Below are 15351 nucleotides of genomic sequence, written 5' to 3'. Positions count from 1 at the left end.
GATTTGTGAGGAAACGCAAGGGAATAGACACGAATTCCCGATACAATCGATTGCCAAAGCGTTAACGTGGACAACGCTGGCAAATGCAACCAGGCCGGCATTGATCAATTAGACTGAAGACCCATGTCGACCGCTCGTCACATTGTCAGTTTGCTGAAGAGCCACATTGCCGGTGACGGGGAGCGTTTCCTCGCCACCGCAATGCAGCTTGCCGCGCATGAGGCCCGGCAGGGTCATGGCAAGCTGGCGCAGGAACTGAAAGAGCTGATTGACCAGGCCAAGATAGCCGGCGCTGCAATGACCAAAACGGCGCGGCCAGTTCCCTTGGTCCAGCCGAAAGGCGAATTAGCCGGGCTGCTGCACGCCGGTTATCCGGACCTGCGTCTGACCGACATGGTTCTCCCGGACGAATTGCGGCTTCGGCTCGAACGTGTGCTGATTGAGCAGAGGCAGCAGCAGAACCTACGTGAGCACGGTCTGAAGCCGCGCCGCAAATTACTGCTGGTGGGGCCGCCTGGCTCGGGCAAAACGATGACGGCGGCCGCCTTGGCCGGCGAACTCCATCTCCCATTGTTCACCATCGTCCTCGATGGCCTGATCACCAAGTTCATGGGCGAGACGGCTGGAAAGCTACGGCTGGTCTTCGACGCCATGCAGGCAACACGCGGGGTCTACTTCTTCGACGAGTTCGACGCGATCGGCGCCCGGCGCGGCGAGCGTCAGGACGTTGGTGAAATTCGCCGTGTCTTGAACTCCTTCCTGCAATTCCTTGAGCAGGATGAAAGCCACGGGCTCGTCGTCGCAGCGACCAACCATCCTGAGCTGTTGGACAAGGCGCTCTTCCGTCGTTTCGACGACGTCATTGAATACGCGTTGCCTGATCCGGTCCTAGCTCAAGCCTTGCTGCAGGCGCGCCTCGACCGTTTTGACACGCGCGGTGTCGACTGGAGCCAGGCCGTCGAGCAGGCGCACAATTTATCTCAGGCAGACATTGTAAGAGCTGCGGACGACGCGGCCAAAACGATACTCTTGCGGGGCGGGAAGCGGATAACATCGGAGGCGCTTGTTCAAGCGCTGATGGAACGCCGGCGGGCCTCGCTGTCTGATTAGCGACAGCACAGGTTGCAATGGCAGACGATTTTTCTCGGGACCGACCCCATATCCATCTTCGCGACAATGGTGTTCGAGAGCCGTATCGGCGGCCCAAGCAGAAAATCGAACCGCCTGCAGTGCCTCAACGCGATCGTGCGGGCCATGCAGCGGCATTGATCCAGTCCGTCGGACAGGCCATTCAGGCGGCTCGCGTACAGATCGACGCTCGCGATCTCAACTTGGCCGTAGGGCTGCCAGGGTTTTATCTCGATATCGAATTGCCGGTGCGCGAGCGCATCGCTCTGGATCAGTTGGCCGATCGACGGCAAAAGATGGAAGTTGTCGCAGTTCATGAACCGATAGGAGAAGGGGAGCCGCTGCGCGCTTCCGTTTTCGTTCCGCAACAAGCGGAGAACTACTATCTGCGGAAGGTCGAGGCCTATCGCGACTCTGACACCAAGAAGGGAAGGCCGCGAAACGAGCCGCTTGTGTCGCGGATTGAGACCGTGCGTCTGGCAACGGCACGATCACTGTACACCGACGAGGATGCGCTTTTCCCGCAGCAATCAAACGAACAGGTCTGGTGGGAGATTTGGCTGCGCAAAGGGCGCCGGGAGAATTTCGAGCGCATCGCCCAAGCGCTGGATCTCACCCTGCGCACGCATGCCGTCAAGTTTCCGGAACGAGAGGTCATGCTTGCGCTCGCTAGCGCGGCAACGCTGGATCGGCTTGTTGCTCACAGCGATGTCGTGGCCGAGTTGCGGCGCGCGAAGGATACGCCATCCTTCTTCATGGGTCTTGGGGGCGCCGAGCAGCGCCATTGGAGTGATGAACTGCTCGAACGCGTGACGCCACCGGACAACGATGTTGCGGTTTGTGTTCTTGACAGCGGTGTGCGTCGAACTCATCCCTTGATCGAACCCGCACTTGCTGCGGAAGACTGCCACACAATCAAGCCTGCCTGGGGTAGCGACGACACCCCGGCGTGGCAAGGTCACGGGACGCGGATGGCCGGTGTCGGGCTCTATGGCGACCTTGTCCCTGTGCTCGTCGGAAGCGATCCGATTACCTTGCCTTACCGACTCGAGAGCGTTCGTATTCTGCCGCCCGAGGACGAGGCGAACGATCCCGAGCTCTATGGAGCGATCACCGGAGAGGCGATTGCTCGCGCCGAGATTCAGGCGCCGACGCGGCGCCGGGCCATCGCCATGGCGGTTACCAGCGCAAATCCGGCGCGCGGCCGACCGACATCGTGGTCAGCGGCGGTCGACCAACTCTGCTTTGAGGAGGAGCAGCGGCGTCTGATCATCCTGTCCGCCGGAAACATCGCCGAGGATCTGACGCCTGCTGATCACCTCACGCGCAATGACCTTGAGGCGGTCGACGATCCGGCACAGGCGTGGAACGCGCTGACGGTTGGCGGCTACACCGAGAAAGTGGACATCATCGACCCTGAGTTCGCCGGCTACGCGCCGATCGCTCCGGCCGGCGAGCTATCGCCGCGCAGCAGGACTTCTGTCATCTGGGACCGACAGTGGCCTGTGAAACCCGATGTTGTGTTCGAAGGTGGCAACCTCGCGCATGACGGAGCGCTTCCCGGCGAACCGATCGATGACCTGCAGATCCTCACGACGTATTTCCGCCCGGAACTGCGTCACTTCACAACTCTCGGCGACACGAGCGCGGCCACCGCCCACGCGGCGCGGATGGCGGGGCGAATCCTGGTGGCGCGCCCGGGCCTATGGCCGGAAACGGTCCGCGCCTTGATCGTGCACTCCGCCGAGTGGACCCCGCAGATGCGCGCCCGCATCGACGCATGCAACGGCGCGAAGGGGCAAATACAGGCACTCGTACGCCGCTATGGCTATGGAGTCCCAAATCTTGGGCGGGCGCTCCTCTCGACGGTGAACGATCTGACGCTCATCGTCGAAGATCAACTCCAACCGTTTCAGCGGGAAGGAAGCGCCGCCGCCAAGACGCGCGACATGAAACTGCATCGCCTACCTTGGCCGAAGGAGCAACTGGCCGCGCTTGGAGCCGCGCAGGTTGAGCTACGAGCGACTCTGTCCTACTTCATCGAACCCAATCCTGGAGAGCGTGGGTGGACGAGGCGACATCGGTACGCTTCGCACGGTCTTCGCTTCCGTGTGAAGTCCGCGACCGAGACTGTCGACGAGTTCAGAGCCCGCATCAATCAGGCGGCACGGGACGAGGAGGAGGGGGCGCCTTCCGGCGGTGGCGAGGATTGGCTCCTCGGCATGTTTCGCGACAATGGATCGGTGCATTCCGATTTTTGGTCAGGAAGCGCAGCTGACCTCGCCGAACGTGATGCCATTGGCGTCTTTCCGGTCGGTGGCTGGTGGAAGGAAAAGCCCTACCTGGAGCGGTTCGATGGCACTGCGCGCTATGCGCTGATCGTGACGATCAGAGCGCCGGGATCGAACGTCGACATCTTCACGCCAGTCGAGAATGCGATCGCCATTGCTAGCGCAATCGAAGTTTGATCGGCATCTGTCTGCAGCTCGCACTCGCACGGTGGCACTTCACGAGTTCAGACACGCTGGCCCGCCAGCTCGGGCGGTCAAGTTAGTCCTCGCCTCGCGATCGGCCGTGACGTTGCTTGGGAAGAGGTCAGTCCGACGGTCGCGCCGAGACGAAGCTTCTCTATGAGTTGTGTCCGGTGGCTGAAACGCGACTAGCCTCCTCGAAGGTAGAATTTTAGGCAGCCGGTCCCCCGAAGACATGTAGATTTGCTTAGATCAACGAAGATCGAACCGTCGGCCGCGCGGCCGCGGCTAACACTCTGAACCGCAACGATTGGTGCGCACCGAGTTGGGGTGGAATATCTATCCCTCGGCCGTCGATGCAAATCGATGGTCGGCCGACGGGGACGGGCCTCCCGATCGAGTGGCTCGCTGCCGTTGACGCAAGGGCGCCTCGCTGGTCGTTCACGAGCCGCCCGGATTCATGCCGTCAGGATCGGCGTGCTTGGTGTGATTGTGCATCGGGATTAGCGCGCCTTCGACAGCGTCACTCATGTGCTGCAGAGCAAAAGGAGACAACATTACTTGTTGAAGATCATCAACTTGTGGTAGCTTTTTGCATTTCAATTGTGGATTTGCCAATGTTGCCAAAGTATACGATCGTTCTGCTGTCCCTTTTGGCGTCCTCTGCCGCAGGCCATTGTGCGGACAGGATCATGGCGCCAATACCGTCAGGAAACGAAGCCAACGTCCAGATCATCGGCGGGAAGCCTGCTACCCGCGAGGATTGGCCGTCGACCCTGCTGTTCGACGGGAACGTAGGTCGGTGCACCAGCACGATCGTCGGTACCTACGTGGTGCTGACTGCCGGCCATTGTGTAGATAACAACTCGCCCGCCAAGCTTCTTTGGGACAATCGGCGTACAGATCTTCTGTGCCATGTCCATCCCGACTACCGGGGTCGTGCGTGTGAAAACGAGTTCGTACCGCAGAAATTGGTTGGTTGTACGGCGGACGTTGCCATTTGCATCGCGGCCAAGCCGATATCGACCGGCCCTGGGAAGTTCGAACGCGTAAAGACCTTGCCGCCAGTGATTTTAGCGAAGGACCAGATTAACCTCCTCGGCTACGGCTGCACGCAAGCGAACGGGAATATCTCTCAAGTCCTTCAGATAGGCTCGGCCGCCGTCGAACGGCCGGCGCAACCAGGTGCTTCGCAGAATCCGAGCGACACGATGAACGAGTTCATCAAAACCTCGGGCGCTGCGGTGTGTAGCGGCGACAGCGGCGGAGCAAGCTACTCACCCGACAAATCGAAGCCCGAGATGCTCGCTATCGCGTCCAGAGGAAATTTGAGCACGGATTCGTATCTGGTAGATCTCAGAACCTCTCAGATCCAAAAATTCCTACTGCAGGCGAAACAGTTTAACGACTTCGGACTTCCGCCCGGCTCTATCAAGATCTGTGGGATCGATTCAGATGCTGAAAATTGTCGATAACGTTAAATCGAAGCTTGCGGCGGCGGCTTTCGCTGCGGGCGGCCTGTGGATCATTGGTTCGGATGCTTTGGCCGCCGGCCTGAAGATAGCGAACAGGCCGAGCGAGATGGTAGCGGTCGTTCCCCGGCCTTCGCCGACCGATGTCGATTTAATAAAGGGCGTCGCCGAAGTCGGAGCGCCGCAGATCGTTCTATTTCCAAAGGGCGCGAACGTAGCCAAGTATGTGGCAGACAAATGCGGAAAGCCCTTTGGCAACTTCAATATACACCCAGCGTACGAAAAGATCCTGCTCGAGCGAAATCCGCCCCTTCGCCATGAAGACCTCAACGCGCTTCCCGAGGAAAAGGCCGTGGAGATACCGGCATGCGGCAAGTTCGTCGAAGATGTAACGCTGCCAGCTCCCAACGGCGTCGAGAAGCTCGCGAAGCAGCTCAACTACCCGTTTGATACGGGGGTCTTCGAACGCGTCATCAAGGATCCCGCACTCAGGAGGCAAGTTCAGCAGCTCTATGGTGTAGCTTTGAGCGGCAGTACGGTCGACCTTGATACCGCGCTGAAGCCGATTTGCTCCTCGACGCCCAACGCTTCCTGGCCGGGCGATATGACGTCTTGCCGGAATGCGATACAGATTGCGGCGGCCAACCCTCAAATTACCAAGCCAAACCTGGTCAAGGATGTGATTGTTCCAGTGTCGGCGCAGGCCACCGGGCTTCCTGCCTTGCCTGATGCGGGTCCCAAGGATGTGCGCATTGCCCTGCGAACTGACGTTGAGGCGAGCGCGGTCCGGGCAACACTGCCACAAGTTCAGGAACTGGAGGGGACGTTCAAGTTCGTTACCGAAATTGAAGACGTCGAGAAGTTCGGCCAGAATTGCTCGAAGGCCCTTGAGTTGAAGGGAGAGAATTGGCCATACAGCTTACGAGACTTCCTACGTGTCGTTAGTTTGAATAGCTCACTTAATCAGGATGCGGACGGGCGCCGCATTCTGATCGTGGATACCGGCTTCGATTTCAGTGATACGCCCAGAGCGGATGCGCTGGCGAATTTGGTCTTCGACACGTTCTACTTCCATCGTCTCAACAAGATGTCTGATCCAGATGCAAAGAGGGACGCTAACAGCGACGGTGTGAACGGAAACGGCGGGTGGGTAGGCGTAAATCTAAGTTCGGCGACCGGCAAAACGTCTAGCGCGACCTCGATAGCCTTCAACCACCGGTCTCATGGTTTGGCGGTAGCAGCGCTGGCGTTGGGAGGTAAGCCTGTGGAGGCCCTTCGGCGGATAGCGCACTTGCCGCTACATCTTGGCTTCGCGAGCCTTGTAGCGCTCGATACGATCAATCCTCAATTCAATACGGGTCATATTGAGCGTACGCTGAAGTTCGCGGCAGCCGAGGGCAACGATTTCAACGTCATCAATCTGAGCCTGTCCTCGAAGGACAACATCCCTGGTTGGGACGATATCGTAAAAAATAGAGGCAAGAAGCGAGTATTTGTCGTTGCGGCCGGCAACGATGGAAATAAGTTGAGTGGGAAGGATGCCGTCTGGCCGGCTGCGTTCGGAGGGAGCACTATTCCGTTCGAAAGTGACAGCGCGGCAGTAATATCGGTTGGAGCCCATGACGCTGAGGGCAAGATCGCGACCTTTTCGAACTGGGGCTTATCGGTGGATGTTCTTGCTCCGGGTTGTATGGTTCCGTCGTACCAGCTTCGTGTGGACGGAGACGGGACCGCGATCGATATTACTCCCCATAACGAAACTGGGACCTCGTTCTCCGCGCCACTGGTTTCTTTTGTCTCGGCTCTTTTGATGAATAGCCCGAAGCTTTCGGGGAGGCCGGGCCTCGTCAAGGCCCGCATTCAGACGTCATCGGACTACAACTCGGCGCTGCGCGAACAGGTCTACTCGTCGGGTTTACTGGACATCGCGAAGGCGTTGAGCGTCGATAACGATGTCATCGAGCTTCCCCCGGACGCGGGAGCTACCTCCAAGAACGTTCGTTACGGCCATGTGCTGAATAAGTCCGCAATCGGCGAATTGGAGTGCCGCCCTGGAGACAAGGTCGCATTCGACACGATACGCAAGATCGCCAGAAGCGGCTCTGACGATCTCCTGGTATTTATCAACGATGATGACGCTCGGCCGTGGAGCCTAGTACGGAAATTCTGCGACAAGTCCATGGCGGACAAAATCAGTATCCAGTTCCAAGACGTCGAGTCCGGCGATACGACGTCAGTCGCCGGAGCCTCGCTGCTAGATTATATCCCTACTCCGTAGACTTCATTGACCGAGCGGCGTGCGGAGCGCGTCCAGGTGTAGATTGTTGAGCTGACGGATCTGCTCTTCACCCGGTTTGACCGAGCCGGGCACGGCCGGAGCTCCCAAGGCGATTATGAGGGTGTGCGTATTCGTTCTCGTTGCTGCCGCAAGGGGGCCTGCATTTGCGGGTCCCTTGTAGCTCACGAGACTCCAGCTGGGAGTGATGTTCGCGTTGGCGACGACGACGAACTGGACTTGATGACCTATCGAGTCAATCGGGGGATCGTGAGGCAAGCCTTCGATGGCGCTGGCGACATCCTGCTTCGCCTTGGTTGCATCGTCATTCGCTTGCTTCGCGCCGGTCAATAGTGTGTCCAGTTCCGTATCCTTCGGATCCAGAGCCTTCGCCTTGTTGTAGGCGACTTGGGCTTTTGCGAGTTCTTTAGCGGCATTTGCAGTGGCGCGATTTACCAAGAAGGCCTCGTCATAGGCGACCTGGATATCCTTCGTGTCGGCACCTGAATTTACGGATTTGGCGTGATCCTGAACGAGCTTTGCATGTTCTTTCACGAACTCGGACCAATATTCGACGAGACCCTTCTCGCGTTGCAGCGCCTGCTTGGGAGTTTCCAGTTCGGATACGACGACGGGAGGTGGGGGCGGCGACTTTCCGTTGGGTGGTGGATGATGGCCGATCCGGAGCTGATGATTCTCTACTGGCGAGAGCGCGGACGCGACCCACTCCTGAAGGCCCAATCTTCCGTAAAGGTCCGGGGCTCCAGGAAGGTCGCAAGCCAATCTGGTCCTTTGATCCCGAAGCTCCTTGATGGACACGGTGAAGCTCATCGTTTCGTTCCGGACCGCCGTGGTCGCGACACCGCCTGCGGCGGAAACGCTGAACGATTGGCCGAACGTTCCTATGCCGGGAAGCAAGGCGGGCGGCATCTGATGGACTATGCCGACGCTTGGGCTCAGCGAAGCCTGGTTGTTGGTGATCAGGGTGAGATCTACCTTCGCAGTCCAGTCTCGCATCCACTGGTAAGCCCCGGTCGGGTAGGGCGGCTGAGGCTCCGGCAAGGAATAGGCGAGCTCGCACTTCACGCGCTGGACAATCTGCGAGATAGAGATCCCGTCCTGCTCGAGATCGGGGATCGTCGTGCACGCAGAACAAGATGCCGCTGCGCCCAACACAAAGAGCGCTCGTCCCAAGTTTCCTTTCATCCCCCACCCCAATCGTTTAGATTCGCCTAGACAATGTCCTCACTTGGTTGCGGCTTTCGCGGAAACCGTAAGATAAAGCGACGTCGTGCCTTGATCCGGAATCGACACTCTGACTTCGAAAGTGTCTTCGCGAAGAGGAGCAACGAGAGGCCCACGGAACTCCAAGTGGTTGTCGCTCCCGGTCGTCGCCTCCGAGACTTCGATGCGCAGCGTCGACGCGTCGCCCATTAGTTCAGCGGATGGATTAACGGTGCCGGAGCTGATGCTTTCAGCGAACGTCATGTCGATAACGAGGTTAGCCTTGCTGCCGGGAACGACAACCGGAGGATCTATCCTGGCCGATACGTTCGACAGATGGTGAGTCCCATCGGCCGTCTCGATCTCTCCCAGTGTGCGCGCCGCCACTGGCGGTGCCGTGCCGGGCACGAGCTCGCGTGCAATTCGGCTACGGACATACTTGTCTGCAAAGATCGTCGAATGTTCTACGAAGGACGGGTCGGTGCCCTCCAGATTTTTGAAGTTCGCCGCAGCGCTCCAGATCGGAACCGTTCCGTCGCCTCTGCTGCTGGTGAATGACCAACTATCTGGACCAGCCGTGCGGTCAGGTGTGTAGAGCCACAATTTGGTGTCGATGATGTCGCCGGTAACCTTGATCTCTTGCACGGTTGGCGGCGCGGCCATTATTGCACGGAGCTTGCCGGCGTTCTCTAATCCGGAAACCAGCACTTCTCGACGAGCGCCTCCGGCTCGGTATTCCGCTGGAAGCCAGGCGCCCTTCCAATTGTCGGGATCAAGGATGTCGTACGACGAGAATTTGGCCTTAGTGCCCTCCCTGCAGCAGTCTACGTACGTTGGAAACAATTCGTAGATGGAGGGAAAAGAGAGCGTAACATGTCGGATAGTGCCTAGCCCACCGGCGACGAGATTGGCGAATGTGCCCCATCCATTCGAGATTGTGTCGAGCGAATTCATGCTGCCTAGGAAGGGGGTTCCGAGATAGATCACCTTGTGCGCCTTGGCGGAGCCACCGTGCTGGTTCATCCAGATCCTGGTCACCACGCCGCCCATGCTGTGCGCGACGATATCGAAATTCCCGTCGCGCAAGACCGGGGTGTCGTGCACGAAGCTCTCCAGCCGCTTAGCTGTCTCAAAATTGCTGAGGCGCCAATCGTACGGGAAAATGAACAGCGTCTTGCCGTCTTCGAAGCCGAGATCGTGCAGCAAGCCGATCAGATCGTCGTACTGATGGATGGTCCAGAATGGACCCAAGACGTTGATGTTCGAGATTAGACCGATGACCTTGATTCCGTTTCCCCCCGCTCCGGGCGGGATATCCAGCTTCGCATAATTTGAGAGCGAATTTCGGTCGCCCCAAACCGTATTTCCCGCTCCATCCCCCAGTTTGGATCCCAAGATCCCCGGAATGAACACAAGCGGCCTTTGAGGACCGTCCGTCGCATCGCTGGTGCCGACAATACAAATTTGCAGCAGGGCAACGCAGGCGAATATGAAGAGAACACGCATTTTCATATGAACTGATCCTAAATCGTCGCGTGCAGAAAAAATCAATACTACCACAAACATAATTCAACCGGTGGTCAATGCAATGGCTCTTTCCTGAAGTTTGGGGGAGGGCCGAGCCCCGACGGGCTCCTCGTTGACCCTGTCGGTCCGCGCTGCTCGACGCCGCTGAGCGCGCGGAATCCGAACTGCTGCGCGTTACCGCTCGTACCACGCTGCGATCACCGCGCTCGTATCGACGAGTAGGTTTTCTTGGCCATGCGGGCTTAGCCCGCCATGCCAAAGGCCGCCTTTTCCATCACAGGAACTGTCGTAACCTTCAAGTTCAAAAAACTGCGACATCGCGCAGGGTGAAATATCGATCGTGATAGCCCTGGAAAATAAGCTGCGTGAAGGTGCGGCCGAGCGGGCTCTGCACCACATAGTGGTACTTCGGGCCGCCCTCAGAGGCTTCTTTCTGTTCGTCGAGCTGGGCGTAAATCTTCTGAAACTCGGCCCGCTTGCTGTCGTAGAAGGCCAGTGTCGTGCGGCCGAGTGTGAGCAGCCGACGCAGCACGGCTTTCTGGCTGACGCCAAAGCGCAGCGCAAGCGCCTCCAGTTCGTCGTCCCGCCAGCTCTTCAGGCTGCCCTTCTGCACCACCAGCGTTTCTTGGAGCAGCCAGTCGCGCGGCATTAGTGCCGCCGCGGCGACGGCGTTGCAGAATTTCTCGACTTCGGGGTGAGGGGCGTCGTTGCGGTCGCCGCCCATGTTGCTGACGCCGCTCTGCCGCAGTGCCAGGTGGCAGAACTCATGCAGCAGCGTGAACAAGCGACCGTTGCCACGGTCCTTGCCATTGATGAGGATGACCGGCATCGTCTGCTCAGCCAGTGCGGTACTACGCATCTCTCGGATTTTTAGGCGAGGGACAACGAAGACCAGAATATCCTTGGCCTCGATCGCGATGCGCCAGCCGGTAGCGAGCCCGCTCGCACGGATTGTCTCGGTTGCGAAAGGGCCGCGAACCTTCTGAGAGTCAGGTAGATGTCACAAGCGGGGCGTTGCGGGGCAGCCGGCCCCGCAGAAGGGGACGTCCGAGACCGACGGGCTCGGATGCAGGGGAAGGCTTCCCCTTCTGCGTGCCGATGCAGGTCTGATCCCTTCAGCTTTCGCGTGGCGCGTGATGGAAGAACAGTCACTAAAAACATAGTCCACTTCCAAAGCAACCTTGGCATCTCATCGCCCCGCCCTCCGGCGGGGCTTCTCGTTGTCTGTGTGGTTGACCGCGCCCTTCAGAACCGCGATTTTTGCGCCGGAAAGTAGCTAGGGCCTTCTGACCGGATTTGGGCTACAGCTCTACTTGTGCGCGGGCTGACCCATTGGACGAAGGGTGCGGGGTGAAACTCCTAGAATGAGCTGAGACAGATAGGGAATGTCGCGCACGCTTCGGCGCACCATCAGCGTAACGAGAACAATCGCTCCCCCTAGAATTCCCGCCACGGCCCACTTGGTTATGAGATCCGAGGGCTCTGCGTACTGTATCGAATCCATGAGGCGAAATACCGTGCCCTGAATCAAGTACAGCACCAGTGTACTCTGTCCTATTTCTATGGCGATAAAGCGGACCACTCGATTTGAGCGACCAAATCTCCAGCATTGCAAGAAGAGCTCAATCATGATCGCTGAGGCTGCCGCAGAGCCAAAAAGCATCAGAAGCACGTTCTTCGCCGACAGCATATCTTGAACCAGGGCGAGATTGTTGTAGACGTACGTGTCCTTCTGCCAGGCTAGAAAACACACCAGTGCCGCTATGCAGAGAGACGCGATCAAGAGCAGCTTGTAACGGCGTGTTATGCTCGTCCAGCGGTCTCTCGACCGGGCAAATGAGAAGCCCAGGCAGAAAAACAGGTAAGTATACTTTATAAGAGGAAATATGGAGAATGTCAGGGGCGCAAGCGCGACCACTACGACTGATATGAACAAGGCCCAGGGCGAATAATGATCGAAGATCGAAAGAATTTTAACGAGAAGAAAACAAACGAACGCTGCCCAGATGAACCAGTACGTGCCGGCGACATCGTATAGAAATGGCAAAAAGTCACCCGATGCGTCAGGCGCGCGAGGAAGCACAGCCAACTTTGCTATCTCCAGGAGAGCGTACCAAAACAGCATGGGCAGCAAGAGCTGCATCGCCCGATCGCCGACGGCTTGCGCCAACGACTTTCGCAACAGCGCACGGCAAGCAAGGTATCCGCTTATCGCCATAAAGAGAGGCATGTGGAACATGTAGATCCATTTGAAGCCTGGCGAATCCCAGAAGCCTTCATCTCGGTAGAGGATATACTGGATGAGGTGACCGACGATCACCAAAATGATCAGCACTCCCTTGGCGAAATCCAAAGCTAGGTCGCGATCGTTCGCCTCTGACGCACCAGGCGCAGTCGATCCGGTTAAATTTCGTTCAATCATTGGCTGCTGCAGCTTTGCTCTATCAAGATCGATCCGACCGATCATCGTGGAGGCAATTGCCATCTAGGATGGTGCTGACAATGTTTTGACTGCGCCACTGGGTTCTAGTAGTTATCCACGCCGAAGCCCAACTAAGGAAACAATCCACGCAACTTTTTCCCTTGACGCACTTTTTCAATCCCAATCGCCATTGCAGCCATGCGATGGGAAATGCCATCCTTGCGAGCGCGGCGAATGACCCTGTCAAAAGTCACATCAAGGATGTCTTTCAATCGATCGTTGACCTCCTTCGCAGTCCAGAAGAGCCGCTGAAGATCCTGAACCCACTCAAAATATGAAACTATAACGCCGCCCGAATTGCACAGAATGTCTGGCAACACGAAGATGTCTCCTCGCTCTTCGATGAGTATGTCAGCGTCTGGCGTTGTCGGTCCATTGGCCCCCTCGGCCAGAATTCGACAAGAAAGCTTAGACGCATTTGAAGCTGTGATAACCTGTTCAGTAGCAGCAGGGATCAAAATGTCGCATTTGCTGATCAAGAGTTCAGCGGGGTCAATGGCAGACGCATTTGACCAGCCCGCCAGATTTCCTTTCTGCGCGACGTGATGCTCAATCGCATCCATCGGTATTCCTGCGGGATCATAGTAGGCTGCCGTGTGGTCGCTTAGACCTACAATTTTCACCCCCATCTCTCGGGCAAGAACGTAGGCCGATATGCTTCCTACATTCCCAAACCCTTGGACGATCGCCGTCGAGTTCGACGTACTAAGCCGAATTGACTCAGCAGCGCGTTCGACGAGATGCGCGACACCTCGTCCAGTCGCCTCCCGTCGGCCGGCGGTGCCGCCGATCGCAACAGGTTTTCCGGTGACTATCTCATTGATCGCGTGCCCCTTGTACATGGAGTAGGTGTCCATAAACCAGGCCATGACTTGCTCGTTCGTCCCCATGTCGGGCGCCATGACGTCCGTGTTCGGCCCTACGAACGGAATCATTTCCTGCATATAGCGGCGGCTTACCGCCTCGAGCTCGCGGAAAGACAGCTTGTTCGGATCGCAAGCGACCCCGCCCTTTGCGCCACCATAAGGGAGCCCCGCCAACGCGCATTTCCAACTCATCCAAATTGCTAGGGCAGCGACCTCGCCGACGTCCAAATGTGGGGAGAACCGAGTGCCACCTTTCGTCGGTCCCAACGTCAGATGATGCTGAACACGATATCCCTGAAAGACCTTTGTTTGCCCGTCGTCCGTGTGAAGCGGTATCGACACGCTTATTGACCGCTTGGGATACAGTAAGCGATCGCGCTGTTCCTCTTCGATTCCGATGTAGTCTGCGACAAGATTAAATTGCTCCTGTGCCATTGCGAACACCGGTCCGCTGTAGATGCTCATTTGCACGATCCTTCTAAGTCAGCATTGATGGTCGTTGGTCATTCGGCATGCCGATTAGGGGCAATTCGACTAGCGCAGGACGTAAACAGCGAAAGCATTCAAACGCGAAGACGGCGTTCGATAGCACTCGCCAGCGCGGTCAGCGAGTAGCAGATCACAAAGAAAATGCTCAGCACGCCCAAATAGATTTCGATGGCGTGTGACTGGCCGCTCCCGACATAGGCTAGTCGTTCAATCATTTGACGCGCTGATCCCAGGAGATCCGAAACGCCGACAACGGAAGTCAGTGCGCTCGCTTGGACGAGAACGGTGAGCTGCCCGACGTAGGGCGGCAACGCACGCCGAAATGCCTGCGGCAGAATGACGAACACGAGAGCATCGGTTGCGCTCAAGCCGAGTGCCCGAGCACCCTGTTCTTGGCGATGTGAAATGGAACTCAAGGCACCGCGAAACACCTCACCGATGTTCGATCCGCCCCAAAGCCCCAATCCGATGACAGTGGCCGTGAGTGGGCCCGTGCGAAGGCCAATTTGTGGAAGCGCGAAGAATACGAAGAGGAGTATCATCAGCGACGGCGCACCGCGGAATACATCGACGTAAAATCGTCCGATCAAGCGCGCGAGAGTGAGCGTGCTTTGGGAAAATGCTGCGATCACGAGGCCAACAATCGTTGCCAACACGACCGTGAGCAGCGAGATCCACAACGTGATGAGAAGGCCCTGACCAAGGTAAGCAGCGACCGGCCAAACCCAATTGCTCATTTAACAACTCCAAATCCAGGAACCGCCAGTTTGCGCTCGAGGGCGCGAGATACCGCACTGAGAATGCTGCTCACGAGCAGATACATTAGACATGCGATGCCGAAGGTCTCGAACACTTTGAAGGTATCGGACACGAGTCGGTTGGCGACGTAGGTCAATTCCTGATAGCCGACGACGATCATAAAGGATGACGATCTGAACTGCGTAATCGCCGTGGTCGTTGCTCCGGCAATTGCGATGCGCAGCGCGAGCGGCAGCGTAACGGCAAGAAAGGTCTGGAACGCTGGCAGGCCAAGGGCGCGGGCCGCTGTTACGTCGCCTTTCGGCACGGCGTCGAAAGCCGCTCTGAAGACTTCCGTTTGATAAGCGGCGCCCCACAATGCCAGCGCGAGCCACGACGTCTGGAATGGGGTCAGACTGACTCCGATGTCCGGTAGCGCATAGAATAAGAGAAAGATCTGCACGAGGAGCGGCGTGCACCGGAATGCGTTGATGAACCAGATGATCATCATGCTAACTATGGGGAGCCGTGCGTAGCGGATGGCCCCCAGCACAATTCCAATGCCGATTCCGAGTACAATGCCGATCGCACTGATGAGGAGGCTGTTACCCAGTCCCACCAGTAGCGCGGTCACCTCTTTCGTGAGATCGCTCTGCATGATACGCATCTCGGCCCAATC

Annotated in this window: 12 protein-coding genes; 4 read left to right on the top strand and 8 right to left on the bottom strand. The window is 57.7% G+C overall.

What is annotated here, in order from left to right:
* The first annotated feature begins 123 nt into the window (after positions 1-123).
* Together P6U30_RS27250 and P6U30_RS27245 are read left to right on the top strand one after the other, a co-directional pair.
* A complete protein-coding gene (locus P6U30_RS27250) occupies positions 124-1110 on the top strand; it encodes an AAA family ATPase (RefSeq protein ID WP_407165939.1) in 987 nt (328 codons plus the stop codon).
* A 17-nt stretch (positions 1111-1127) separates the two neighbouring features.
* Positions 1128-3596 (top strand): S8 family peptidase, encoded by a 2469-nt coding sequence (locus tag P6U30_RS27245; protein WP_407165938.1) that lies wholly within the window; start codon positions 1128-1130, stop codon positions 3594-3596.
* A gap of 444 nt (positions 3597-4040) precedes the next feature.
* On the opposite strand, the gene P6U30_RS27240 is transcribed toward P6U30_RS27245, so the two are convergent.
* Positions 4041-4226, bottom strand: a complete 186-nt coding sequence (locus P6U30_RS27240) for a hypothetical protein (protein WP_407165937.1) — start codon at positions 4224-4226, stop codon at positions 4041-4043.
* A gap of 65 nt (positions 4227-4291) precedes the next feature.
* On the opposite strand from P6U30_RS27240, the gene P6U30_RS27235 reads away from it, so the two are divergent.
* Together P6U30_RS27235 and P6U30_RS27230 are read left to right on the top strand one after the other, a co-directional pair.
* Complete coding sequence (locus P6U30_RS27235) at positions 4292-5074, top strand: trypsin-like serine protease (RefSeq protein WP_407165936.1); 783 nt, start codon at positions 4292-4294, stop codon at positions 5072-5074.
* On the top strand, positions 5055-7349 hold the full coding sequence (locus P6U30_RS27230) for a S8 family peptidase (protein WP_407165935.1): 2295 nt from the start codon (positions 5055-5057) through the stop codon (positions 7347-7349). The genes P6U30_RS27235 and P6U30_RS27230 overlap by 20 nt, the downstream gene beginning before the upstream one ends.
* Before the next feature lie 3 nt (positions 7350-7352).
* Here the strand turns inward: P6U30_RS27230 and P6U30_RS27225 are convergent, their stop codons facing one another.
* From P6U30_RS27225 to P6U30_RS27195, 7 genes are all read right to left on the bottom strand, one after another.
* The gene (locus P6U30_RS27225) at positions 7353-8552 is read right to left on the bottom strand and encodes a hypothetical protein (RefSeq protein ID WP_407165934.1); all 1200 of its coding nucleotides are present in this window, start codon (positions 8550-8552) and stop codon (positions 7353-7355) included.
* Between the two features lie 39 nt (positions 8553-8591).
* The gene (locus tag P6U30_RS27220; RefSeq protein WP_407165933.1) at positions 8592-10082 is read right to left on the bottom strand and encodes a lipase/acyltransferase domain-containing protein; all 1491 of its coding nucleotides are present in this window, start codon (positions 10080-10082) and stop codon (positions 8592-8594) included.
* Between the two features lie 316 nt (positions 10083-10398).
* Positions 10399-10926 (bottom strand): ImmA/IrrE family metallo-endopeptidase, encoded by a 528-nt coding sequence (locus P6U30_RS27215; protein ID WP_407165932.1) that lies wholly within the window; start codon positions 10924-10926, stop codon positions 10399-10401.
* A gap of 480 nt (positions 10927-11406) precedes the next feature.
* The gene (nolL, locus tag P6U30_RS27210; protein WP_407170551.1) at positions 11407-12519 is read right to left on the bottom strand and encodes a nodulation factor fucose acetyltransferase NolL; all 1113 of its coding nucleotides are present in this window, start codon (positions 12517-12519) and stop codon (positions 11407-11409) included.
* A gap of 131 nt (positions 12520-12650) precedes the next feature.
* Positions 12651-13910 (bottom strand): Glu/Leu/Phe/Val family dehydrogenase, encoded by a 1260-nt coding sequence (locus tag P6U30_RS27205; protein WP_407165931.1) that lies wholly within the window; start codon positions 13908-13910, stop codon positions 12651-12653.
* A gap of 98 nt (positions 13911-14008) precedes the next feature.
* Entirely contained in the window at positions 14009-14671 is a 663-nt protein-coding gene (locus tag P6U30_RS27200) for an amino acid ABC transporter permease (RefSeq protein ID WP_407165930.1), read from the bottom strand.
* The gene (locus tag P6U30_RS27195) at positions 14668-15330 is read right to left on the bottom strand and encodes an amino acid ABC transporter permease (protein ID WP_407165929.1); all 663 of its coding nucleotides are present in this window, start codon (positions 15328-15330) and stop codon (positions 14668-14670) included. Before P6U30_RS27195 ends, P6U30_RS27200 begins: the two co-directional genes overlap by 4 nt.
* Between the last annotated feature and the right edge of the window lie 21 nt (positions 15331-15351).

Origin of the sequence: Bradyrhizobium sp. ORS 111, assembly GCF_045571485.1 — a bacterium.
Lineage (GTDB): Bacteria > Pseudomonadota > Alphaproteobacteria > Rhizobiales > Xanthobacteraceae > Bradyrhizobium.
This window is presented reverse-complemented; position numbering and strand designations above follow the sequence as displayed.